Origin of the sequence: Pseudomonas sp. UC 17F4 (assembly GCF_900101695.1) — a bacterium.
GTDB lineage: Bacteria > Pseudomonadota > Gammaproteobacteria > Pseudomonadales > Pseudomonadaceae > Aquipseudomonas.
In genome coordinates this window covers 5,306,558-5,331,168 of record NZ_FNKV01000001.1, presented here as the reverse complement: position 1 = coordinate 5,331,168, position 24,611 = coordinate 5,306,558, and the positions used below count along the sequence as shown (strand labels likewise).

Annotated in this window: 22 protein-coding genes; 21 read left to right on the top strand and 1 reads right to left on the bottom strand. The window is 62.4% G+C overall.

Annotated elements, in window-relative coordinates; all coding sequences use genetic code 11:
* The first annotated feature begins 33 nt into the window (after positions 1-33).
* The 15 genes from bamA to ispD all read left to right on the top strand — a co-directional run bounded on the left by bamA (position 34) and on the right by ispD (position 18,497).
* A complete protein-coding gene (bamA, locus tag BLR26_RS24335; protein WP_045193621.1) occupies positions 34-2,394 on the top strand; it encodes an outer membrane protein assembly factor BamA in 2,361 nt (786 codons plus the stop codon).
* 44 nt (positions 2,395-2,438) lie between these two features.
* Positions 2,439-2,942: an OmpH/Skp family outer membrane protein gene (locus BLR26_RS24330; protein ID WP_038996736.1), complete on the top strand. Its 504-nt coding sequence runs from the start codon at positions 2,439-2,441 to the stop codon at positions 2,940-2,942.
* A gap of 2 nt (positions 2,943-2,944) precedes the next feature.
* Positions 2,945-4,000, top strand: coding sequence for a UDP-3-O-(3-hydroxymyristoyl)glucosamine N-acyltransferase (lpxD, locus tag BLR26_RS24325; protein WP_045193620.1), 1,056 nt, complete (start codon positions 2,945-2,947; stop codon positions 3,998-4,000).
* A 110-nt stretch (positions 4,001-4,110) separates the two neighbouring features.
* Entirely contained in the window at positions 4,111-4,551 is a 441-nt protein-coding gene (gene fabZ, locus BLR26_RS24320) for a 3-hydroxyacyl-ACP dehydratase FabZ (protein WP_010224833.1), read from the top strand.
* Entirely contained in the window at positions 4,548-5,324 is a 777-nt protein-coding gene (gene lpxA, locus BLR26_RS24315; RefSeq protein ID WP_045193619.1) for an acyl-ACP--UDP-N-acetylglucosamine O-acyltransferase, read from the top strand. Before fabZ ends, lpxA begins: the two co-directional genes overlap by 4 nt.
* Before the next feature lies 1 nt (position 5,325).
* The gene (gene lpxB, locus BLR26_RS24310; protein ID WP_093386671.1) at positions 5,326-6,453 is read left to right on the top strand and encodes a lipid-A-disaccharide synthase; all 1,128 of its coding nucleotides are present in this window, start codon (positions 5,326-5,328) and stop codon (positions 6,451-6,453) included.
* Positions 6,454-7,083 (top strand): ribonuclease HII, encoded by a 630-nt coding sequence (gene rnhB, locus BLR26_RS24305; protein ID WP_093386668.1) that lies wholly within the window; start codon positions 6,454-6,456, stop codon positions 7,081-7,083.
* Between the two features lie 108 nt (positions 7,084-7,191).
* Positions 7,192-10,713 (top strand): DNA polymerase III subunit alpha, encoded by a 3,522-nt coding sequence (dnaE, locus tag BLR26_RS24300; protein WP_045193616.1) that lies wholly within the window; start codon positions 7,192-7,194, stop codon positions 10,711-10,713.
* A 98-nt stretch (positions 10,714-10,811) separates the two neighbouring features.
* Positions 10,812-11,759 (top strand): acetyl-CoA carboxylase carboxyltransferase subunit alpha, encoded by a 948-nt coding sequence (locus tag BLR26_RS24295; protein WP_045193615.1) that lies wholly within the window; start codon positions 10,812-10,814, stop codon positions 11,757-11,759.
* 106 nt (positions 11,760-11,865) lie between these two features.
* Positions 11,866-13,161, top strand: coding sequence for a tRNA lysidine(34) synthetase TilS (gene tilS / locus BLR26_RS24290; RefSeq protein ID WP_093386665.1), 1,296 nt, complete (start codon positions 11,866-11,868; stop codon positions 13,159-13,161).
* Positions 13,162-13,432: 271 nt separating this feature from the next.
* Positions 13,433-15,061 (top strand): CTP synthase, encoded by a 1,629-nt coding sequence (locus tag BLR26_RS24285; protein ID WP_038996727.1) that lies wholly within the window; start codon positions 13,433-13,435, stop codon positions 15,059-15,061.
* A gap of 3 nt (positions 15,062-15,064) precedes the next feature.
* Positions 15,065-15,910 (top strand): 3-deoxy-8-phosphooctulonate synthase, encoded by an 846-nt coding sequence (kdsA, locus tag BLR26_RS24280; protein WP_045193613.1) that lies wholly within the window; start codon positions 15,065-15,067, stop codon positions 15,908-15,910.
* Between the two features lie 153 nt (positions 15,911-16,063).
* Entirely contained in the window at positions 16,064-17,353 is a 1,290-nt protein-coding gene (gene eno, locus BLR26_RS24275) for a phosphopyruvate hydratase (protein WP_045193612.1), read from the top strand.
* A gap of 161 nt (positions 17,354-17,514) precedes the next feature.
* Positions 17,515-17,793 (top strand): cell division protein FtsB, encoded by a 279-nt coding sequence (gene ftsB / locus BLR26_RS24270; RefSeq protein WP_038996723.1) that lies wholly within the window; start codon positions 17,515-17,517, stop codon positions 17,791-17,793.
* Positions 17,790-18,497, top strand: a complete 708-nt coding sequence (ispD, locus tag BLR26_RS24265) for a 2-C-methyl-D-erythritol 4-phosphate cytidylyltransferase (RefSeq protein ID WP_093386661.1) — start codon at positions 17,790-17,792, stop codon at positions 18,495-18,497. The genes ftsB and ispD overlap by 4 nt, the downstream gene beginning before the upstream one ends.
* Before the next feature lie 60 nt (positions 18,498-18,557).
* Here ispD and BLR26_RS24260 read toward each other — a convergent pair whose 3' ends face one another.
* Entirely contained in the window at positions 18,558-19,454 is an 897-nt protein-coding gene (locus BLR26_RS24260; protein WP_093386657.1) for a LysR substrate-binding domain-containing protein, read from the bottom strand.
* A gap of 106 nt (positions 19,455-19,560) precedes the next feature.
* On the opposite strand from BLR26_RS24260, the gene BLR26_RS24255 reads away from it, so the two are divergent.
* From BLR26_RS24255 to BLR26_RS24230, 6 genes are all read left to right on the top strand, one after another.
* Positions 19,561-20,673 (top strand): S-(hydroxymethyl)glutathione dehydrogenase/class III alcohol dehydrogenase, encoded by a 1,113-nt coding sequence (locus BLR26_RS24255; RefSeq protein ID WP_045193608.1) that lies wholly within the window; start codon positions 19,561-19,563, stop codon positions 20,671-20,673.
* A gap of 8 nt (positions 20,674-20,681) precedes the next feature.
* Positions 20,682-21,536: an S-formylglutathione hydrolase gene (gene fghA / locus BLR26_RS24250; protein ID WP_093386654.1), complete on the top strand. Its 855-nt coding sequence runs from the start codon at positions 20,682-20,684 to the stop codon at positions 21,534-21,536.
* 71 nt (positions 21,537-21,607) lie between these two features.
* Entirely contained in the window at positions 21,608-22,081 is a 474-nt protein-coding gene (gene ispF / locus BLR26_RS24245; RefSeq protein WP_045193605.1) for a 2-C-methyl-D-erythritol 2,4-cyclodiphosphate synthase, read from the top strand.
* Entirely contained in the window at positions 22,081-23,139 is a 1,059-nt protein-coding gene (truD, locus tag BLR26_RS24240; RefSeq protein ID WP_093387676.1) for a tRNA pseudouridine(13) synthase TruD, read from the top strand. The genes ispF and truD overlap by 1 nt, the downstream gene beginning before the upstream one ends.
* Positions 23,127-23,876 (top strand): 5'/3'-nucleotidase SurE, encoded by a 750-nt coding sequence (gene surE, locus BLR26_RS24235; RefSeq protein WP_093386651.1) that lies wholly within the window; start codon positions 23,127-23,129, stop codon positions 23,874-23,876. The genes truD and surE overlap by 13 nt, the downstream gene beginning before the upstream one ends.
* Positions 23,876-24,553 (top strand): protein-L-isoaspartate(D-aspartate) O-methyltransferase, encoded by a 678-nt coding sequence (locus tag BLR26_RS24230; protein ID WP_045193603.1) that lies wholly within the window; start codon positions 23,876-23,878, stop codon positions 24,551-24,553. The genes surE and BLR26_RS24230 overlap by 1 nt, the downstream gene beginning before the upstream one ends.
* The last annotated feature ends 58 nt before the right edge of the window (positions 24,554-24,611 follow it).

The window sequence follows — 24,611 nt, the reverse complement described above, 5'->3', positions numbered from 1 at the left end:
CGTTTATTGCCAGTTGGAATAAGAAAGGACTTCATGAAACGTCTGCTGCTAACTGCGGTTCTCGCCGTACTGATGATCGCTGAAGTTCACGCCGAGTCCTTCACCATCTCCGATATTCGTGTCAATGGTCTGCAGCGGGTTTCCGCGGGCAGCGTTTTTGGTGCCTTGCCATTGAACGTCGGCGATGAGGCCGATGACCGGCGCCTGGTGGAATCCACCCGGTCCCTGTTCAAGACCGGATTCTTCCAGGATATCCAACTGAGCCGGGACGGCAACGTCCTGATCATTACCGTGGTCGAGCGTCCTTCGGTGTCGAGCATCGAGATCGAAGGCAACAAGGCGATCAGCACTGAAGACCTGATGAAGGGTCTGAAGCAGTCCGGTCTGTCCGAAGGCGAGATCTTCCAGCGTGCCACCCTTGAAGGCGTGCGCAACGAACTGCAGCGCCAATACGTTGCCCAGGGCCGCTACTCGGCCGAGGTCGACACCGAAGTGGTGCCGCAGCCGCGTAACCGCGTGGGCCTGAAGATCAAGATCAACGAAGGCACCGTTGCTGCCATCCAGCACATCAACGTGGTCGGCAACACCGTCTTCGCTGATGAAGACCTGATCGGCCTGTTCGAGCTCAAGACCACCAACTGGCTGTCGTTCTTCAAGAACGATGACAAGTACGCCCGCGAAAAACTCTCCGGTGACCTGGAACGCCTGCGTTCCTACTACCTGGACCGCGGCTACATCAACATGGACATCGCTTCCACCCAGGTGTCGATCACCCCGGACAAGAAGCACGTCTACATCACCGTCAACGTCAACGAAGGCGAGAAGTACACCGTTCGTGACGTCAAGCTTTCCGGCGACCTCAAGGTGCCTGAAGACCAGGTCAAGTCGCTGCTGCTGGTACAGCCTGGCCAGGTATTCTCGCGCAAGGTGATGACCACCACCTCCGAGCTGATCACCCGTCGCCTGGGTAACGAGGGCTACACCTTCGCCAACGTCAACGGCGTGCCGCAGCCGCACGACGAAGACCACACCGTCGACATCATGTTTGTGGTCGACCCGGGCAAGCGTGCCTACGTCAACCGCATCAACTTCCGTGGCAACACCAAGTCCGAGGACGAAGTGCTGCGCCGTGAGATGCGCCAGATGGAAGGCGGCTGGGCGTCGACCTACCTGATCGACCAGTCCAAGACCCGTCTGGAGCGCCTGGGCTTCTTCAAGGAAGTCAACGTCGAGACCCCGGCCGTTCCGGGCACCGACGACCAGGTCGACGTCAACTACAGCGTTGAAGAGCAAGCCTCCGGTTCGATCACCGCCAGCGTCGGTTTCGCCCAGAGCGCAGGTCTGATCCTCGGTGGTTCGATCAGCCAGAACAACTTCCTCGGTACCGGTAACAAGGTTTCCCTGGGCCTGACCCGCAGTGAATACCAGAGCCGTTACAACTTCGGCTATGTCGACCCCTACTGGACTGCCGACGGCGTCAGCCTGGGCTACAACGCCTTCTATCGTACCACCGACTACGATGACCTCGACGTCGACGTGGCCAGCTATGCGGTCGACAGCCTGGGTGCCGGTGTCAGCGTCGGTTACCCGATCAGCGAAACCTCGCGCCTGACCTTCGGCCTGACCGTACAGCAGGACGAGATCAAGACCGGTAAGTACACTGTTGACGAGATCTTCAAGTTCGTTAACGAAGAAGGCGACAAGTACCTGAACTTCAAGGCCTCGGCCGGTTGGTCCGAGTCGACCCTGAACAAGGGCGTACTGGCTACTCGCGGTCACTCGCAAAGCCTGGTGCTGGAAGCCACTACCCCGGGTAGCGACCTGTCGTTCTTCAAGCTGGATTACCGTGGCCAGCTGTTCAAGCCGATCAATAATGACTACACCCTGCGCCTGCACACCGAACTGGGCTATGGTGACGGTTTCGGCGGTACCTCGGGCCTGCCGTTCTACGAGAACTACTACGCCGGTGGTTTCAACTCGGTTCGTGGCTTCAAGGACAGCAGTCTCGGTCCGCGCAGTACCCCGAGCCGTGGCGCGGATGTCACCGGTAACCAGGGCACCATCGCCGACCCGGATCAGGACCCGCTGCCATTTGGTGGTAACGTTCTCGTCCAGGGTGGTGTAGAGCTGCTGTTCCCGCTGCCGTTCGTCAAGGACCAACGCTCGCTGCGCACCTCGGTCTTCTGGGATGTGGGTAACGTTTTCGACACCAACTGCGGTTCCAAGCCGGACTGCGAAAAGGTCGGCCTGTCGGGCCTGGCCAGCTCCGTCGGCCTGGGCGTGACCTGGATTACCGCGCTCGGTCCGTTGAGCTTCAGCCTGGCAATGCCGGTGAAGAAGCCGGACGAAGCCGATACCCAGGTGTTCCAATTCTCTCTGGGCCAGACCTTCTAAGGTCTGCCCCTTGCTAACGACAACGGATTCTGTAGGAGTGCATCGTGCGTAAGTTGACTCAACTGGCAGTACTGGCTGCGACCCTGATCGCAACCCCGGCTTTCGCCGAAATGAAGGTTGCTGTGCTGAACTATCAAATGGCCCTGCTCGAATCGGACGCGGCGAAGAAGTACGCCGTCGATGCCGAGAAGAAATTCGGCCCGCAGCTGACCAAGCTGAAGAACCTGGAAAGCAGCGCCAAGGGCATTGCCGACCGCATCCGTGCCGGTGGCGACAAGATGGCCCAGCCAGAGCGCGAGCGCCTGGAGCTTGAATACAAGCAAAAGGCCCGTGACTTCCAGTTCCAGTCCAAGGAGCTGAACGAGTCCAAGGCCGTGGCCGACCGCGAAATGCTCAAGCAACTGAAGCCCAAGCTGGATGGTGCAGTTGAAGAAGTGATCAAGAAAGGCGGTTTCGACCTGGTTCTCGAGCGTGGCGCGGTCATTGATGTCAAACCTCAGTACGACATCACCCGCCAGGTCATCGAGCGCATGAACCAGTCCCGTTGATCATGACCGTGACCATGAAACTCGGTCAGCTGGCCGAGTTCCTCGGAGCCACCCTGAGTGGCCCCGAGGAGCTGGAAATCACTGGCCTGGCAACCCTTCAGGAAGCCGGGCCTGGGCAGTTGAGCTTCCTCGCCAACCCACAGTACCGCAAGTACCTGGGTGAAACCCAGGCGGCGGCGATCCTGCTCAAGCCGGCCGACGCCGAAGGTTTTGCCGGCAACGCCCTGATTGTTCCCGACCCGTACCTCGCCTACGCGCGCATCTCCCACCTGTTCGATCCAAAGCCCAGGGCTGTAGCGGGAATTCATCCCAGCGCCGTGGTTGCCGCCGATGCCCAGGTCGATGCCAGCGCCAGCATTGGTGCCTGCGCGGTGATCGAGAGCGGTGCGCAGATCGGCCCGGGTGTGACTATCGGTGCCCAGTGCTTCATCGGCGCGCGCTGCGTGATCGGTGAGGGCGGCTGGCTGGCCCCGCGGGTGACCCTGTACCACGACGTGCGTATCGGCAAGCGTGTGGTCATTCAGTCGGGCGCAGTGATCGGCGGCGAAGGCTTCGGCTTTGCCAACGAGAAAGGCGTGTGGCAGAAGATCGCCCAGATCGGCGGCGTGAGCATCGGCGATGATGTCGAGATCGGCGTCAACACTGCGGTCGACCGCGGCGCACTGGCCGACACCCGCATCGGTGACGGGGTCAAGCTCGACAACCAGATCCAGATCGCCCATAACGTGCAGATCGGCGATCATACGGCGATGGCGGCGTGTGTCGGGATTTCCGGCAGCACCAAGATCGGCAAGCATTGCACCATTGCCGGCGGTGTCGGCATGGTTGGTCACATCGATGTCTGCGACAACGTTTTCGTATCCGGGATGACCATGGTGACGCGCTCGATTACCGAGCCAGGCGCTTATTCTTCCGGTACGGCGATGCAGCCGCTGGCCGAGTGGCGCAAAAGCGCCGCGCGAATTCGCCAGCTGGATGAGATGTCAAAACGCCTTCAACAACTGGAAAAGCGTCTCGCCGCCGTGACCTCTGGCGATAAAGCTTCATCAGAAGGCTGATACCATTTCCTGATCAAGAGCGAACAGCCCTAGACTGACTCTTTGATTTGCTAAAGGAGCGCCGTGTGAAAACCGGCGCTCCCTATCTTTACTACAGGCTTCCCCCCGAAATGATGGACATCAACGAGATTCGCGAATACCTGCCTCACCGTTACCCGTTCCTGCTGGTGGACCGGGTGGTGGAACTGGACGTCGAGGCCCAGCGCATTCGTGCCTACAAGAATGTCAGCATCAACGAACCTTTCTTCAATGGTCACTTCCCGGCGCACCCGATCATGCCGGGCGTGCTGATCATCGAAGCCATGGCCCAGGCGGCCGGTATCCTCGGCTTCAAGATGCTCGACGTCAAACCTGCGGACGGTACCCTGTACTACTTCGTCGGTTCCGACAAGCTGCGCTTCCGTCAGCCGGTGCTGCCGGGTGATCAGCTGATCCTCGAGGCCAAGTTCATCAGCTGCAAGCGCCAGATCTGGAAGTTCGAGTGCCAGGCGTCGGTTGACGGCAAGCCGGTATGCTCGGCCGAGATCATCTGCGCGGAACGCAAACTATGAGTTTGATTGACCCTCGGGCAATCATCGATCCATCGGCGAAGCTCGCCGACGGTGTCGAGGTAGGCCCTTGGTCGATCATCGGTGCCGGGGTCGAGATCGGCGAGGGGACCGTGATCGGTCCGCACGTGATTCTCAAAGGGCCGACCCGCATCGGTCGGCACAACCGCATCTACCAGTTTTCTTCGGTAGGCGAAGATACCCCTGACCTCAAGTACAAGGGTGAAGCCACGCGCCTGGTGATCGGTGATCACAATGTGATCCGCGAAGGCGTGACCATCCACCGTGGCACCGTGCAAGACCGCTCGGAAACCACCCTGGGTGATCACAACCTGATCATGGCCTATGCCCACATCGGTCACGACAGCGTTATCGGCAACCACTGCATCCTGGTCAACAACACCGCGCTGGCTGGCCATGTGCACGTCGACGACTGGGCGATCCTTTCCGGGTTCACCCTGGTCCATCAGTTCTGCCACATCGGCGCCCATAGCTTTTCCGGCATGGGCACGGCGATTGGCAAGGACGTGCCGGCCTACGTCACGGTGTTCGGCAACCCGGCCGAAGCGCGCAGCATGAACTTCGAGGGCATGCGCCGTCGTGGTTTCAGCGAAGACGCCATTCACGCCCTGCGCCGCGCCTACAAGGTGGTCTACCGCCAGGGCCTGACCGTCGAGCAGGCGATTGCCGAGCTGGCCGAGCCGGCTACCCAGTTCCCTGAAGTCGACGTGTTCCTCAAGTCGATCCAGAACTCCACCCGCGGCATCACCCGCTGACATGGCCGAGCTTTGTGTAGCGCTGGTGGCAGGTGAGGCCAGCGGCGATATTCTCGGCGCCGGGTTGATGCGCGCGCTCAAGGCGCGTCATCCGCAGGTACGCTTCATTGGCGTGGGTGGGCCGTTGATGCAGGCTGAAGGCCTGACTTCGTACTTCCCCATGGAACGCCTGGCGGTGATGGGCCTGGTCGAGGTGCTAGGGCGCCTGCGCGAGCTGCTCAAGCGCCGCAAGGAGCTGATCCAGACCCTGATCGCCGAGCGCCCGGATGTGTTCATCGGCATCGATGCCCCGGATTTTACCCTCAACATCGAACTGAACCTGCGCAAGGCCGGGATCAAGACCGTGCATTACGTCAGCCCGTCGGTCTGGGCCTGGCGGCAGAAGCGCGTGCTGAAGATTCGCGAAGGTTGCGACCTGATGCTCACGCTGTTTCCGTTCGAAGCCAAATTCTATGAAGAGAAGGGCGTGCCGGTGCGCTTCGTCGGCCACCCGTTGGCCGACAGCATTCCGCTGGACGCCGATCGGGCTGGTGCCCGTGAACAGCTGGGCCTGGCCGACGGGCCGCTGGTTGCCCTGATGCCCGGCAGCCGTGGCGGTGAAGTAGGGCGCCTGGGGGCGCTGTTCCTTGATACCGCCCAGCGTTTGCGCGAGCTGGTGCCGGGGGTACGTTTTATATCCCCGTGTGCCAATGCCGAGCGCCGTGCCCAGCTTGAGCAGATGCTCCAGGGCCGCGACTTGCCGGTGACCCTGCTCGACGGTCGCTCGCACCAGGCCCTGGCCGCCTGCGACGCGGTGCTGATCGCCTCTGGCACCGCCACCCTTGAAGCGCTGCTGTTCAAGCGGCCGATGGTGGTTGCCTACCGCTTGGCGCCGCTGACCTACTGGATTTTGAAACGCCTGGTAAAAAGCCCCTACGTGTCGCTGCCCAACCTGCTGGCCCAGCGCATGCTGGTGCCCGAGTTGCTGCAGGAAGCTGCCACTGCTGAGGCCCTGGCCCAGACCCTGGCGCCACTGGTGCACGGCGGTGTGCAGCAGACCGAAGGCTTTGACCAGATTCACCGTACCCTGCGCCGCGATGCCTCGAACCAGGCAGCTGACGCGGTGCTGGCCCTGCTGGAAAACCGATAGATGCAAATGGGATTGGACTTCAACCTGGTCGAGGACCTGGTCGCCGGTGTCGACGAAGTGGGCCGTGGCCCGCTGTGCGGCGCAGTGGTGACGGCGGCGGTGATTCTCGACCCGCAGCGGCCGATTCTGGGGCTCAACGACTCGAAGAAGCTCACCGAAGCCAAGCGTGAAAAGCTTTTTGACGAAATTTGTGAGAAGGCCCTGAGCTTCTGCATCGCCCGCGCCGAGGTCGAGGAAATCGACCAACTCAACATCCTTCACGCCACCATGCTGGCCATGCAACGTGCCGTCGAAGGCCTGAGCGTCACCCCGAAACTGGCGCTGATCGACGGTAACCGCTGCCCGCAGCTGTCGGTACCGGCGGCGCCGGTGGTCAAGGGCGATAGCCAGGTGCCGGCGATTGCCGCGGCATCGATCCTGGCCAAGGTCACCCGTGACCGCGAGATGGCGGCGTTCGAGCTGATCTACCCCGGCTACGGCATTGGCGGGCACAAGGGCTACCCGACGCCGGTGCACCTCGAAGCCCTGGCGCGCCTGGGGCCGACGCCGATTCACCGGCGCTCGTTCGCACCGGTACGCGCCGCCTACGAAGCCCGCGACGCCATCAGCAGCGGATTTGCCGAGGTCTGACCGGGCGCGGCAGGCGTCAGTAGTCAGGATCGCCCCGCACTGGCTGTTGTTTTGATCAAGGCCCGGTACAATCCGGGCCTTGTTGTTTTGTGCTGCTATAGGATCATCATGTCGGCTTCTTTCGTTCATCTTCGCCTGCACACCGAATACTCGCTGGTCGATGGCCTGGTGCGGATCAAGCCGCTGGCCAAGGCATTGGCGGCGATGAACATGCCGGCGGTCGCGGTTACCGACCAGAGCAACATGTGCTCGTTGGTCAAGTTCTACAAGAACGCCATGGGCGCCGGGATCAAGCCGATCTGCGGCGCCGACCTGTGGCTGGCCAACAGCGACCCGGATGCGCCGCTGTCGCGCATCTGCCTGCTGGCCATGGATGCCAAGGGCTACCGCAACCTCACCGAGTTGATTTCCCGTGGCTGGGTCGATGGCCAGCGCAACGGCCTAGTGATCATTGAGCGCCAGTGGATCGCCGAAGCCAGCGAGGGCGTGATCGCCCTGTCCGCGGCCAAGGAAGGCGACATCGGCATGGCCTTGCTCAATGGCAACCCGGACGAAGCCGAAGCCTTGCTGCGCGACTGGATGCAGATGTTCCCGGAGCGCTTCTACGTCGAAGTGCAGCGCACCAACCGCGCCGGTGACGAAGAATACCTGCACGCCGCCGTGGCCCTGGCCGACAAGCTGGATGCGCCGCTGGTAGCCACCAACGATGTGCGCTTTATCAAGCAGTCCGACTACGACGCTCACGAAACCCGCGTGTGCATCGGTGAAGGCCGGGCGCTGGATGACCCGCGCCGTTCGCGCAATTACAGCGACCAGCAGTACCTGAAAAGCCCGGAAGAAATGGCCGAGCTGTTCAGCGACCTGCCCGAAGCGATTGCCAACACCGTCGAGATCGCCAAGCGCTGCAACATCCAGGTGCAGTTGGGTAAGCACTTTCTGCCGGACTTTCCGACGCCCAACGGCATGGGTATCGACGACTACCTGCGCCACGTTTCCCACGAGGGCCTGGAAGAGCGTCTGGCGGTGTTGTGGCCGAAAGAGACCACGCCGAATTACCAGGAAAAGCGCCAGGTCTATCTGGACCGGCTGAAGTTCGAGCTGGATATCATCATCCAGATGGGCTTCCCCGGTTACTTCCTGATCGTTATGGACTTCATCAAGTGGGCCAAGAACAACGGCGTGCCGGTTGGCCCGGGCCGGGGTTCGGGTGCCGGTTCGCTGGTTGCCTACGTACTGAAGATTACCGACCTCGACCCGCTGGCCTATGACCTGCTGTTCGAACGTTTCCTCAACCCGGAACGGGTATCGATGCCCGACTTCGACGTCGACTTCTGCATGGATGGCCGCGACCGGGTAATCGAATACGTGGCTGACGCCTACGGGCGCAATGCCGTGAGCCAGATCATCACCTTCGGCACCATGGCGGCCAAGGCGGTGGTGCGCGACGTGGCGCGGGTCCAGGGCAAGTCCTACGGCCTGGCTGACCGCCTGTCGAAGATGATCCCCTTCGAAGTCGGCATGACCCTGGAAAAAGCCTACGAGCAGGAAGAGATCCTGCGCGATTTCCTCAAGAGCGATGAAGACGCCAAGGAAATCTGGGACATGGCCCTCAAGCTCGAGGGCGTCTGCCGGGGTACCGGTAAACACGCCGGTGGCGTGGTTATCGCGCCGACCAAGCTTACCGATTTCTCGCCGATTGCCTGTGATGAAGAGGGCGGAGGCCTGGTCACCCAGTTCGACAAGGATGACGTCGAGGCCGCAGGCCTGGTGAAGTTCGACTTCCTCGGCCTGCGTACCCTGACGATCATCAAGTGGGCGATGGAAACCATCAACCGCGAACAGGCCAAGAAAGGCCTGGATGACCTGAACATCGACTTCATCCCGCTGGATGACAAGAAGACCTACGACCTGCTGCAAAAGGCCGAAACCACGGCGGTGTTCCAGCTTGAATCGCGGGGCATGAAGGAGCTGATCAAGAAGCTCAAGCCCGACTGCCTGGAAGACCTCATCGCACTGGTGGCGCTGTTCCGTCCCGGCCCGCTGCAATCGGGCATGGTTGACGACTTCATCAACCGCAAGCACGGTCGCGCGGAACTTGCCTACCCGCACTCCGATTACCAGTACGAAGGCCTGAAACCCGTTCTGGCACCGACCTACGGCATCATCCTGTACCAGGAACAGGTGATGCAGATTGCCCAGGTCATGGCCGGTTACACCCTCGGTGGTGCGGACATGCTGCGCCGGGCCATGGGTAAGAAAAAGCCCGAGGAAATGGCCAAGCAGCGCGGCGGTTTCATTGAAGGTTGCGCCAGCAACAACATTGATCCGGACCTCGCCGGCAACATCTTCGACCTGGTAGAGAAATTCGCCGGCTACGGCTTCAACAAATCCCACTCCGCCGCCTACGGCCTGGTCTCGTACCAGACTGCCTGGCTCAAGACCCACTACCCGGCGCCGTTCATGGCCGCGGTGCTGTCGGCGGATATGCACAACACCGACAAGGTCGTGACCTTGATCGAGGAAGTGCGCAGCATGAAGCTGCGCCTCGATGCGCCGGACGTGAACACCTCCGACTTCAAGTTCACGGTCAACGACGATGGCCGCATCGTCTATGGCCTGGGGGCGATCAAGGGCGTGGGCGAGGGGCCGGTCGAGGCCATCGTCGAAGCCCGCGCCGGCGGCCCGTTCAAGGACCTGTTCGACTTCTGCGAGCGGGTCGACCTCAAGCGCATCAACAAGCGCACCCTCGATGCCTTGATCCGCAGTGGCGCGCTGGACCGCCTGGGCCCGTACTTCCATGACGAGCTCAAGGCCTACCAGGCCAACATCGACCGCAACCGCGCAGTGCTGCTGGCGGCGATGGAAGAGGCGATCAAGGCGGCCGAGCAAACCGCGCGCACCGCCGACAGTGGCCACGCCGACCTGTTCGGCGGGCTGTTTGTCGAAGAGGATGCCGACGTTTATGCCAACCACCGCAAGGCCCGCGAGCTGACCCTCAAGGAGCGCCTGCGTGGTGAAAAAGACACCCTGGGTCTGTACCTGACCGGTCACCCGATCGACGAGTACGAAGGCGAGATCCGCCGTTTTGCCCGCCAGCGCATCATTGACCTCAAGCCTGCGCGCGACACCCAGACCGTCGCCGGGATGATCATTGCCCTGCGCGTGATGAAGAACAAGAAGGGTGACAAGATGGGCTTTGTCACCCTCGACGACCGCTCCGGGCGCATCGAGGCCTCGCTGTTTGCCGATGCCTTCATGGCCAACCAGGCGCTGCTGCAGACCGATGCTATGGTGGTGGTTGAAGGCGAGGTCAGCAACGATGACTTCTCCGGCGGCCTGCGCCTGCGGGTCAAGCGCGTGATGAGCATGGAAGATGCCCGCACCAACCTGGCCGAAAGCCTGCGCCTTAAAGTGCACGCCGATGCCCTCAAGGGCGACCGGCTGAACTGGCTGGGCGAGCTGTTCAAGCGCCATCGCGGCGCCTGCCCGATCACCATGGAATACACCGGCAGCGATGCCAAGGCCATGCTGCAGTTCGGCGAAAGCTGGCGCATCGACCCGGCCGATGGCTTGATTCAGGCCCTGCGTGACCAGTTCGGACGTGAGAACGTCTTTTTGCAATATCGATGAATTTTTAATCTCGACCTGAATGCGCCTGATCCCTTAAGGTAGGGCGCCAAACGGATCAACCGGCCGGCCGCCTGGCCGTAGACCCAAGACGGATGCCTATGAACCCGAATTTTCTGGATTTCGAACAGCCGATTGCTGACCTGCAAGCCAAGATCGAAGAGCTGCGCCTGGTTGGCAATGACAACTCGCTGAACATCGGCGATGAGATCGCCCGTCTGCAAGACAAGAGCAGCACCCTGACCGAAAGCATTTTCGGCAACCTGACCAGCTGGCAGATCGCCCGCCTGGCCCGTCACCCGCGCCGTCCGTACACCCTGGACTACATCGAGCACATCTTCACCGAGTTCGACGAGCTGCACGGTGACCGTCACTTCTCCGACGACGCCGCGATTGTCGGTGGTATCGCCCGCCTGGACGACAAGCCGGTGATGGTCATCGGTCATCAGAAAGGCCGTGAAGTGCGCGAAAAGGTTCGCCGCAACTTCGGCATGCCGCGCCCGGAAGGCTACCGCAAGGCTTGCCGCCTGATGGAAATGGCCGAGCGTTTCAAGATGCCGATCCTGACCTTCATCGACACCCCGGGCGCTTACCCTGGCATCGACGCCGAAGAGCGCAACCAGAGCGAAGCCATTGCCTGGAACCTGCGGGTCATGGCCCGCCTGAAAACCCCGATCATCGCCACTGTAATTGGTGAAGGTGGTTCCGGCGGTGCACTGGCCATCGGTGTCTGCGACCAGCTGAACATGCTGCAGTATTCTACCTACTCGGTGATCTCGCCGGAAGGTTGCGCCTCGATCCTGTGGAAGACCGCCGAAAAGGCCTCCGACGCAGCCGAAGCCATGGGCATCACCGCCGAGCGCCTGAAAGGCCTGGGCATCGTCGACAAGGTTATCGCCGAGCCCCTGGGCGGCGCGCACCGTGATCCGGCAAAAATGTCCGCCACCGTTCGCGGCGAGCTGATCGAGCAACTGGACATGCTCAAGAAGTTCGACAACGACGCGCTGCTCAAGCGCCGCTATGACCGTCTGATGAGCTACGGGCTCTGATCTGATAATCGCGGGTCAAGCCCGCTCCCACAGGGCTCTAGGCAAACTGTGGGAGCGGGCTTGACCCGCGATCGAGCGCAAAGCGCTCGCAACCGGGTCGACGCTGATGATTGATCTTCACACCAAGCTGTCCCCCTGGCTCACCGCCCCCTCCTGGTGCATCGCCCTCTCCGGCGGCCTGGATTCCAGTGTCCTCCTGCACCTGCTGGCAAGCCTGTCCCGCCAGCAGCCAATACCGCCCATCCGCGCGATTCACATCCACCACGGCCTGCAGGCTGCGGCCGACGCCTGGCCGGCGCATTGTCAGCGCCTGTGCGACGCCCTGGGCGTTGAACTGCATATCATTCGGGTCAAGGTCGCCCCTGGCGCCAGCATTGAGCAGGGCGCCCGTGACGCGCGTTACGCCGCCTTTACCGCTGCCTTGCATCCCGGCGAAATCCTGTTGACCGGCCAGCACCGCGAAGACCAGGCCGAAACCTTGCTGTTTCGCCTGTTGCGCGGCGCCGGCCTGCGCGGCCTGGGCGCCATGCCCGGGCAGCGGCCGCTAGGGCAGGGCATGTTGCTGCGGCCGTTGCTGGGTGTTTCGCGTAACGACCTGCAGGCGTACGCCAAGGCTCAGCAGTTGAGCTGGATCGAAGACCCGTCCAACACCGATACGCAATTCTCGCGCAACTACCTGCGCCACCAGGTGTTCCCGGCACTGCTGCAGCGCTGGCCGCAGGCCGCGCAAAACCTCGCGCGCAGCGCCGAGCACTTGAGTGAAGCCCAGGGCCTGCTCGATGAACTGGCGCAGGACGACCTGGTCCGGGCCGCGACCCCGGCAGCGTTCGACTGGCTTGGCCTGGACTCGCTCGACCTCGAGGTGCTGCGCGAGCTATCCCCGGCGCGCCAGCGCAACGCCCTGCAATATTGGCTGGCGCCGCGCACGCGCTTGCCCGACAGCCGCCACTGGGCAGGCTGGGAGGCCCTGCGCGATGCGGCATCCGACGGACGGCCACTGTGGCAACTGACCGACGGCCAATTGCACCGCGCCTCTGGCCGTATCTGGTGGCTGGCCGGTGACTGGTTGATGCCTGCAGGTGGCCGGCAGGTCTGGGCTGACCCGCACAAAGCGCTGACCTTGAGCCACAACGGCAGTGTCAGCCTCAGCGGCACGTTGCCGCAGGGCCCCTTGCACATTGCCTACCGCCAGGGCGGCGAAACCCTGGCAATTGCCGGCCGCGGCCAGCGCGACTTGAAGCGCCTGCTCAACGAGGCGCAACTGCCGTCATTCGCCCGTTCGCGCCTGCCGTTGCTGTATTGCGCCGGGCAATTGCTGGCGGTCGCCAACCTGCCGGGGCTGAGCCAGGGCGACTGGCAATTGCATTGGCATGCGCCGACGAGCGAGCAAGGTTTGAGATGAAAGGCACATTCGGGTAGACTACGCTCCCTTCTTGATACAGCTTCTGTGGCTTCCCCGAAATCACAGCAGTTGCCGATTACCAAGCAGTTTTTTGCTGGGCGATTCTAAAAATGTTTAGCGAGCTCCTAACCGGGTATCCAACCCCCGGTGTGACCAGACGCGGCAGTTTTTTAAGATGCACTGTGATTGACGCAGGTGATCGGGGGCTTCGGCCTTCCTTCGCTTTCCCCGGCGGCACTGACCGCTTTAACGCAGACTTCTAGGGTTTTTCATGACGCGCTACATATTCGTCACGGGCGGTGTTGTTTCTTCATTGGGGAAAGGCATTGCCTCGGCTTCATTGGCGGCCATCCTGGAGGCGCGGGGGCTCAAGGTCACCATGCTCAAGCTGGACCCGTACATCAACGTCGACCCGGGCACCATGAGCCCGTTCCAGCACGGTGAAGTGTTCGTCACCCATGACGGCGCCGAGACCGACCTGGACCTGGGCCACTACGAGCGGTTCATCCGCACGACCATGACCCAGAACAACAACTTCACCACCGGCCGTATCTACGAGCACGTGCTGCGCAAAGAGCGCCGTGGTGATTACCTGGGCGCGACCATCCAGGTCATTCCGCACATCACCGACGAGATCAAGCGCCGCATCATCAAGGGTGCCGGCGACGCCGACGTGGCCCTGGTGGAAATCGGCGGTACCGTGGGTGACATCGAGTCGCAACCGTTCCTCGAGGCTATCCGTCAGCTGCGCGTCGAAGTGGGCTCCAAGCGCGCCATGCTGATGCACCTGACCCTGGTGCCGTACATCGCCACCGCTGGCGAGACCAAGACCAAGCCAACCCAGCACTCGGTCAAGGAGCTGCGCTCCATCGGCCTGCAGCCAGACGTGCTGATCTGCCGCTCCGACCATCCGGTGGATGTCTCCTCGCGCCGCAAGATCGCCCTGTTCACCAACGTCGAAGAGCGTGCGGTGATTTCCCTGGAAGACGTCGACACCATCTACAAGATCCCGGCCGTACTGCACGCCCAGGGCCTGGATGACTTCGTCGTCGAGCGTTTCGGCCTGCAATGCAACGGTGCCGACCTGTCCGAGTGGGAAAAGGTCGTCGACGCCAAGCTCAACCCTGAGCACGAAGTCACCATCGCCATGGTCGGCAAGTACATGGAACTGCTGGACGCCTACAAGTCGCTGATCGAAGCGATGAGCCATGCCGGCATCCAGAACCGCACCAAGGTCAACCTGCGCTACATCGACTCCGAAGACATCGAGAACCAGGGCACCAGCCTGCTCGAAGGCGCCGATGCGATCCTGGTTCCAGGCGGTTTCGGCCTGCGTGGCGTCGAAGGCAAGATCACTGCCGTGCAATATGCTCGCGAGAATAAGGTCCCGTACCTGGGTATCTGCCTGGGCATGCAGGTGGCGGTCATCGAATTCGCCCGTAACGTCATGGGCTGGAAAGACGCCAACTCCACCGAGTTCGATCGCAACAGCGGTCACCCGGTCGTCGGCCTGATCACCGAGTGGGAAGATGCCACCGGCGCAGTCGAAACCCGTACCGAAGCCTCGGACCTGGGCGGCACCATGCGTCTGGGCGCCCAGGAATGCCAGCTGGCAAGCGGCTCCAAGGTTCACGACTGCTACGCCAAGGACGTGATCGTCGAGCGTCATCGTCATCGCTACGAAGTGAACAACAACCTGCTGCCACAACTGGTCGAAGCCGGCCTGAAAGTCTCCGGTCGTTCCGGTGACGGCGCGCTGGTCGAAGTGGTCGAGTCCCAGGATCATCCATGGTTCGTCGCTTGCCAGTTCCACCCGGAGTTCACCTCGACCCCGCGTGACGGCCATCCGCTGTTCAGCGGCTTCGTCAAGGCGGCACTGGCTCAAAAGAACAAGGCCTGATTCATGACCCAGAAGATCATTCGCGTCGGTAACATCGAGATCGCCAACGACAAGCCGTTCGTCCTGTTCGGCGGCATGAACGTGCTGGAATCCCGTGACCTGGCCATGAAGGTCTGTGAAGAGTACGTGCGGGTTACCGAGAAACTCGGTATCCCTTACGTGTTCAAGGCCAGCTTCGACAAGGCCAACCGTTCGTCGATCAACTCCTACCGTGGCCCTGGCCTGGAAGAGGGGATGAAGATCTTCGAAGAGATCAAGAAGACCTTCAACGTGCCGGTCATCACCGACGTGCACGAGCCAGAACAGGCTGCTGCGGTGGCCAAGGTCTGCGACATCATCCAGTTGCCGGCCTTCCTCTCGCGCCAGACCGACCTGGTGGTGGCCATGGCCAAGACCGGCGCGGTGATCAACATCAAGAAAGCCCAGTTCCTCGCACCCCAGGAAATGAAACACATCCTGACCAAGTGCGAAGAGGCCGGTAACGATCAGTTGATCCTCTGCGAGCGTGGTTCAAGCTTCGGTTACAACAACCTGGTGGTGGACATGCTCGGCTTCGGCATCATGAAGCAGTTCGAGTACCCGGTGTTCTTCGACGTCACCCACTCCCTGCAGATGCCGGGTGGTCGCGCCGATTCCGCCGGTGGTCGCCGCGCCCAGGTCACCGACCTGGCCAAGGCAGGCCTGAGCCAGGGCCTGGCTGGCCTGTTCCTCGAGGCGCATCCGGATCCGGACAACGCCAAGTGTGACGGTCCTTGCGCCCTGCGCCTGGACAAACTGGAGCCTTTCCTGGCCCAGCTCAAGCAACTTGATGACCTGGTGAAGAGTTTTCCGACGGTAGAAACCGCGTAATCCTCGATTCTCCGGTAAAGTACCCCCCGTTCAACCTCTGACCCTCGGGTCAGGGGTCTGCTTTCGCCGGGCCTGCCTGTTTCAAATTGCCCGGCGAGCGGCAAGATTTTTCTCAGCTGCGTTGTTTTCGTCAATTCTGGAGTGCTTACAACAATGGCAAAAATCGTCGACATCAAAGGTCGTGAAGTTCTCGATTCGCGTGGTAACCCTACCGTAGAAGCGGACGTGCTGCTCGACAACGGCATCATCGGCAGCGCCTGCGCGCCGTCCGGTGCTTCCACTGGCTCGCGCGAAGCGCTGGAGCTGCGTGATGGCGACAAGAGCCGTTACATGGGCAAGGGCGTACTCAAGGCAGTTGCCAACATCAACGGCCCGATCCGCGACCTGCTGCTGGGCAAGGACCCGGTTGACCAGAAAGCCCTCGACCGCGCCATGATCGAACTGGACGGTACCGAGAACAAGGCCAAGCTGGGCGCCAACGCCATCCTCGCCGTGTCCCTGGCTGCCGCCAAGGCCGCCGCCCAGGACCAGGACCTGCCGCTGTACGCGCACATCGCCAACCTCAACGGCACCCCAGGCCAGTACTCGATGCCGGTTCCGATGATGAACATCATCAACGGCGGCGAGCACGCCGACAACAACGTCGACATCCAGGAGTTCATGGTTCAGCCGGTTGGCGCCAAGACCTTCTCCGACGCGCTGCGCATGGGCACCGAGATTTTCCATCACCTCAAGGCTGTGCTGAAGGCCCGTGGCCTGAACACCGCTGTCGGTGACGAAGGTGGTTTCGCGCCTAACCTGGCATCCAACGAAGACGCGCTGTCGGCCATCGCCGAAGCCATCGCCAACGCCGGTTACAAGCTGGGCACCGACGTCACCCTGGCCCTGGACTGCGCGGCCAGCGAGTTCTACGAAGATGGCAAGTACAACCTGTCCGGCGAAGGCAAGTCGTTCGACGCCGAAGGTTTTGCCGACTACCTCAAAGGCTTGACCGAGCGCTTCCCGATCATCTCGATCGAAGACGGCCTGGACGAGTCCGACTGGGCTGGCTGGAAGATCCTCACCGACAAGATCGGCGCCAAGGTGCAACTGGTCGGTGACGACCTGTTCGTGACCAACACCAAGATCTTGAAAGAAGGCATCGACAAGAGCATCGCCAACTCGATCCTGATCAAGTTCAACCAGATCGGCTCGCTGACCGAAACCCTGGAAGCCATCCAGATGGCCAAGGCTGCCGGTTACACCGCGGTAATCTCGCACCGTTCGGGCGAAACCGAAGACTCGACCATTGCCGACCTGGCCGTGGGTACCGCTGCCGGCCAGATCAAGACCGGTTCGCTGTGCCGTTCCGACCGCGTCTCCAAGTACAACCAATTGCTGCGTATCGAAGAGCAACTGGGCAGCAAGGCTGTGTACCGTGGCCGTGCCGAGTTTCGCGGCTAAGCAAGAGATGGTAAAAAGACCGCAGCAAAGCGGCGCTGAACGGTCATACTGATCGTTCAGAAGCCCTTGCTGCAGGTGTCTGAACACAAAGCCTGGCTTCGGCCAGGCTTCGTGCCATCAGCGACCTGCAGATGTGGCGGTCTTTTCCACTGGATACCCTGATGCGCAGTCCTTATTGGTTGTTCCTCGTCTTGCTCCTGCTGCTCGGTGGCCTGCAGTATCGTCTGTGGGTGGGCAATGGCAGCCTGGCCCAGGTCACCGAACTCAAGCAACAGATCGCTGACCAGCACGCTGAAAACGAGCGTTTGCTGGAGCGTAACCGTGTGCTTGATGCCGAGGTACTGGAGTTGAAGAAAGGTATGGAAACCGTCGAAGAACGGGCTCGCCACGAACTGGGTATGGTCAAGGAGGGCGAAACCCTCTACCAGCTTGCCCAATGAACCCGACCTTGCCGGCCTTCTGGGCCGTGATTCCCGCCGCGGGTGTTGGTGCCCGCATGGCTGCCGACCGTCCCAAGCAGTACCTGCAGTTGGGCGGGCAGACCATTCTCGAGCATAGCCTCGACTGTTTTCTTGACCATCCCTGCGTCAAAGGGGTGGTGGTCAGCGTTGCCGCTGACGATCCCTACTGGCCCGGTTTGCGCTGCGCCAGCGATCCCCGTATCCAGCGTGCCGAAGGCGGTCAGGAACGTGCCGATTCGGTGCTCAACGCCTTGTTGCTGCTGCACGCCCAGGGTGCGGCGGACAGCGACTGGGTGCTGGTGCACGACGCCGCGCGGCCGAACCTGGCCCGCAGCGACCTCGACCGCTTGCTCGCAGAGCTTGCCGATGACCCGGTGGGTGGACTGCTGGCGGTACCGGCGCGCGATACCCTCAAGCGCGCCGATGCCCACGGCCGGGTCAGCAGCACAATCGACCGCAGTACCGTGTGGCAGGCCTACACGCCACAGATGTTCCGCCTCGGTGCCTTGCACCGGGCCCTGGCCGACAGCCTGGTGGCCGACGTGGCGATTACCGACGAGTCATCGGCCATCGAATGGGCCGGGCAGGCGCCGCGCCTGATCGAAGGGCGCAGCGACAACATCAAGGTCACCCGCCCCGAAGACCTCGAGTGGCTGCGCCAGCGCTGGGCCAAGCGCGGTTGAGCACTCTTCGCGGGGCAAGCCCGCTCCTACAGTAGGAGCGGCCTTGCCCCGCGATGCTTTTCAGGCACCTCGATACTCAGGCAACCCCGCCAACCCCTCACGCAAATAGTCCACCAGCTTGCGCACTTTCGGCGACAGATGCCGCTGATGCGGATACAGCGCCCACACCGCGGTATTGGGCGGTTGATGCGCTTCCAGCAGTGACACCAGCGCGCCGGTTTTGAGGTGTTCAAGCACGTAGTAGTCCGGCAACTGGCACAAGCCCATCCCTTGCAGCGCCGCGTCCAGCACTGCCTGGCCGCTGTTGCAGCGCCAGTTGCCCTGAACCCGCTGGCCGATCTCCCGCCCGTCCAGTTGCAGCGCCCAGTTGTCGGAGCTGCCGATCAGGCAGTTGTGCCGCGCCAGCTCCGACAGGCTGTGCGGGCGGCCGTAGCGTTCCAGATACGCAGGTGACGCGCACAGGTACATGCGCCGCGGCGCCAGGCGCGTGGCCACCAGCCGCGAGTCCTGCAAACGGCCCAGGCGAATGGCCAGGTCCATGCCCTCATGCACCAGGTCCAGCGGGCGGTTGCTCAGTTCGATGTCCACCCGTAGTTGCGGATAGGCGGCCATGAAGCGCGTCACCAGCGGCACGATGAAGCGCTCACCGTAGGCCACGGCGCAAGTCATGCGCAGCAGCCCTTTGGGCTCGCTGGTCAGGTCGCCCATGGCGCGCAGGGCTTCTTCGCGGCCGTCCTGCAGGCGTTGGCAATGCTGCAGGAAGGTCTGCCCGGCTTCGCTCAGGGTCACCCGCCGGGTGCTGCGGTACAGCAAGCGGGTTTGCAGGCGTTCTTCCAGGCGGGCGATCTGCCGGCTGACGTGGGACGACGACACCCCGAGGCGTTCGGCGGCGGCGGTGAACTGCCCGGCTTCGGCGACGGCCACGAATTCGTCGATACCCTCCCACAGATTGCTCATTTATTATCCCTGTACAGCAATAATGTTTTGTCTTTGCCTGGATTATTCATCAAATATCGATGAATTACACTGCAAGCCTGAACTGACCCCTTGCTGGAGAAGATTGATGATCAAGTCCCGTGCCGCCGTTGCCTTCGAGGCCAAGAAACCGCTGGAGATCGTCGAAGTCGACGTGGCCATGCCCAAGGCCGGCGAGGTGCTGCTGCGCGTGGTCGCCAGCGGCGTCTGCCATACCGATGCCTACACCCTGTCGGGCGCCGACCCGGAAGGCATCTTCCCGTCGATCCTCGGCCACGAGGGCGGCGCCATCGTCGAAGCCATCGGTGAGGGCGTGACCTCGGTTGCCGTTGGCGATCATGTGATCCCGCTGTACACCCCCGAGTGCGGCCAGTGCAAATTCTGCCGCTCCGGCAAGACCAACCTGTGCCAGGCCATCCGCGCCACCCAGGGCAAGGGCCTGATGCCCGACGGCAGCACGCGCTTCTCCTACAAGGGCCAGCAGTTGTTCCACTACATGGGCACCTCGACTTTTTCCGAGTACACCGTGCTGCCGGAAATCTCCGTGGCCAAGATCCAGAAAGAAGCCCCGCTGGAGAAGGTCTGCCTGCTCGGTTGCGGCGTAACCACCGGTATCGGCGCGGTGCTCAACACCGCCAAGGTCAAGCCGGGCGATACCGTGGCCATCTTCGGCCTGGGCGGCATTGGCCTGTCGGCGATCATCGGTGCGGTGAAGGCCAAGGCTTCGCGGATCATTGCCGTGGACATCAACCCGAGCAAGTTCGAGATCGCCAAACAGCTGGGTGCCACCGACTGCGTCAACCCGAAAGACTACGACCGTCCGATCCAGGAAGTGATCGTCGATCTCACCGATGGTGGCGTCGACTTCTCGTTCGAGTGCGTGGGTAACGTGCAACTGATGCGTGCGGCGCTGGAATGCTGTCACAAGGGCTGGGGCGAGTCGGTGATCATCGGCGTTGCCGGTGCCGGCCAGGAAATTTCCACCCGTCCGTTCCAGCTGGTGACTGGCCGGGTCTGGCGCGGTTCGGCCTTCGGTGGCGTGCGTGGCCGCAGCGAGCTGCCAAGCTACGTGGAAATGTCGGAAAAAGGCGAAATCCCGTTGGATACCTTCATCACCCACACCATGGGCCTGGAAGACATCAACAAGGCATTCGACCTGATGCACGAAGGCAAGAGCATTCGCAGCGTCATCCACTTCTGAGGTCTGCCATGAGCCTGGAAAACATCTCTTGCCAGAAGAGCTTCGGCGGCTGGCATAAACGCTACCGCCATCGCTCCCAGGTGCTCGGCTGCGACATGGTGTTTGCCGTGTACCTGCCGCCGCAGGCCGAGCAGGGCGGCAAGCTGCCGGTCCTGTACTGGTTGAGCGGCCTGACCTGCACCGACGAGAATTTCATGCAAAAGGCCGGTGCGCACAAGCTGGCTGCCGAGCTTGGCTTGATCATCGTCGCCCCCGACACCAGCCCGCGCGGGCCGCAGGTGCCGGCTGATCCTGATGGCGCCTGGGATTTTGGCCTGGGGGCCGGGTTCTACCTCAACGCCACCGAGCAGCCGTGGGCCCAGCACTACCGCATGCACGACTATGTGGTGGAGGAATTGCCGGCATTGGTCGAGGCGCATTTCCCGGCCTCAAGTCAGCGCGGTATCAGCGGTCATTCCATGGGCGGCCATGGCGCGCTGGTGTGCGCTTTGCGCAACCCGGGGCGTTACCGTTCGGTGTCGGCGTTCGCGCCGATCAGCAACCCGATGGATTGCCCGTGGGGGCAGAAGGCCTTCAGTCGCTACCTGGGTGAGGACCGGGCGCGCTGGCGCGAGTGGGATGCCAGCGTGTTGCTCGCCGAGGCTGGCGAGCGCTTGCCGCTGCTGGTCGACCAGGGCGATCGCGATGATTTTCTCGACAACCAGCTCAAGCCGCAGGTGCTCGAGCAGGCGGCCAGGGCGGCGGGTCATCCGCTGACCTTGCGCCTGCAACCGGGCTATGACCACAGCTACTACTTCATTGCCAGCTTCATCGATGACCACTTGCGGCATCATGCCGCAGCGCTGATAGGCCCGGGTAACTGATCCTACAAATCAAGCCCAAGCGCCGGCAAAGCAGGTAGAATCACGCCCTGACTCAATCAGGGCGTTTTTTTATGCGTATTGGCCACGGCTACGATGTGCACCGCTTCGCGGAAGGCGATTTCATCACCTTGGGTGGGGTGCGCATTGCGCACAAGTTCGGGCTGCTGGCCCATTCCGATGGCGACGTCGTCTTGCATGCCCTGAGCGATGCCCTGCTTGGCGCTGCGGCGCTGGGCGATATCGGCAAGCATTTCCCCGATACCGATCCGCAGTTCAAGGGCGCCGACAGTCGCGTGCTGCTGCGCCATGTGGTGCAGATCGTTCAGGCCAAGGGCTGGAAGGTCGGTAACATCGACGCCACCATCGTTGCCCAGGCACCGAAGATGGCCCCGCATATCGACACCATGCGCCAGTTGATCGCCCAGGACCTGCAGGTCGAGCTGGATCAGGTCAACGTCAAGGCCACCACCACCGAAAAGCTTGGTTTTACCGGGCGTGAGGAAGGCATCGCGGTTCACGCCGTTGCCCTGTTGCTGCCGGCATGATGAGCGAACTCGAACTGCTCGGCCCGCGTGCTGCGGGCCAAGCGCTGGGCAGCGCAATTCTCAAGGCCAGCGCCGAAGACTTCCAGGTCGATGAAGTACTCGACATTCCCCTCAGCGGCAGCGGTGAACACCTGTGGCTGTGGGTCGAAAAACGTGACCTCAACACCGAAGAGGCTGCCCGTCGCCTGGCCCGCGCCGCCGGCGTGCCGCTGCGCAGCATCAGCTACGCCGGCCTCAAGGACCGCCAGGCGCTGACCCGCCAGTGGTTCAGCCTGCACCTGCCGGGCAAGGCCGACCCGGACCTGAGCGCCGCCGAAAACCACACCTTGAGCATCCTCAAGCAGACCCGCCACTCACGCAAGCTGCAGCGCGGCGCGCATTCAGCCAACGGCTTCACCTTGCGCCTCACTGGCCTCAAGGCTGAACGTGCGGCGCTGGATGCACGGCTTGAGCAAATCCGTAGCCAGGGCGTGCCTAACTACTTTGGCACCCAGCGCTTTGGTCACGACGGCGGCAATGTCCACGACGCCCGTGAGTGGGCCAACCGCCAGGCCTTGCCTGAGCAGCGCAACGTTCGTTCGCGGCTGCTCTCCAGCGCCCGTAGCTACCTGTTCAACCAGGTGCTGGCCGCGCGTGTCGCCGACGGCAGTTGGCTGCAGGCACAGGTCGGTGACCTGCTGGCGTTTACCGACAGCCGCAGCTTTTTTCCGGCAGGCGAGGCGGAATGTTCCGACCCGCGCCTGGCAATTCTCGACCTGCACCCCACCGGCCCGCTATGGGGCGAGGGGCAGTCCGGCGCCAGCGGCGCGGCTGGTGAACTCGAGCAACGTATCGGTGAACAGCATGGCGCCTTGTGCCAATGGCTGGCGCGGGCGGGCATGAGTCACGAACGACGCATTCTGCGACTGCCCATTAGCGGGCTGACGTGGCATTATCCCGAGCCTGATATCCTGCAACTGGAATTCGTCCTTCCGGCCGGATGCTTCGCCACCGTGGTGGTGCGCGAGCTTGTTGATCTGGTGCCGGCAGGGCAGACGGACAGCCCATGCGTATTCTGATTTCGAACGACGACGGGGTTACCGCACCCGGTCTCGCCGCGCTGCATGCTGCGCTGGCGGATTATGCCGAATGTGTGGTGATCGCCCCGGACCAGGACAAAAGCGGCGCCAGCAGTTCGCTGACGCTCGACCGGCCGCTGTGCCCGCAAACCCTGGCCAATGGTTTTATCAGCCTCAACGGCACGCCGACCGATTGCGTCCACCTGGGCCTCAACGGCCTGCTGCCGACCCCTCCGGACATGGTGGTGTCGGGGATCAACCTGGGCGCCAACCTTGGCGATGATGTGCTGTATTCGGGCACCGTGGCTGCTGCGCTTGAGGGCCGTTTTCTCGGCGGTACCTCGTTTGCCTTCTCGTTGCTCTCGCGCCTGCCCGACAACCTGCCGACGGCTGCCTACTTCGCCCGCAAGCTGGTCGAGGCTCATGCCAGCCTCGAGCTGCCACCTCGTACGGTGCTCAACGTCAATATCCCCAACCTGCCGCTGGAACACATCCGCGGCATCCAGTTGACCCGCCTGGGCCATCGCGCCCGCGCTGCGGCACCGACCAAGGTGGTCAATCCGCGGGGCAAGGAAGGCTACTGGATCGCCGTGGCCGGCGATGCCGAGGATGGCGGCCCGGGGACCGATTTCCACGCGGTGATGCAGGGCTATGTCTCGATCACTCCGCTGCAGCTCGACCGGACCTTCAATGATGCCTTCGAGCGCCTCGACGGCTGGCTGGAGGGCTTACTCTGATGCGCGAACAGGATGATCTGATGCGCCACGGTATCGGTTTTACCTCTGAGCGAACCCGCGAACGGCTGATCAAGCGCCTGATCGAGGAAGGGGTCTCGAACCCCAAGGTGATCGAGGTACTGCGCCGCACGCCTCGACACCTGTTCGTCGATGAAGCCCTGGCCCACCGTGCCTACGAAGACACGGCGTTGCCAATCGGCAACAACCAGACCATCTCCCAGCCGTTCATGGTCGCGCACATGAGCGAGCTGTTGCTCGAAGCCGGCCCCCTGGACAAGGTGCTGGAGATCGGCACCGGTTCCGGCTACCAGACCGCAATTCTTGCGCAACTGGTCGAACGGGTGTTTTCCGTCGAGCGTATCAAGGTCCTGCAGGATCGCGCCAAGGAACGCCTGATCGAGCTGAACCTGCGCAACGTGGTGTTCCGTTGGGGCGATGGTTGCGAAGGCTGGCCGGCACTTGCGCCTTACAACGGCATCATCGTCACCGCGGTCGCGCCCGAGGTGCCTCAGGCCCTGCTCGACCAGCTCGCCCCGGGCGGGCGCATGGTCATACCGGTGGGGCCGGCCGGTGAAACCCAGCAGTTGATGCTGATCGTGCGCGAAGAACACGGCTTCTCGCGACGGGTGCTGGGCGCCGTGCGTTTTGTGCCGTTGCTCACCGGGCCACTGGCCTGACCGGGCTTTTTTTTCGCCCGGGCGAATTTCGGCGGCATTGCCCTGTCTATCTGGCGGG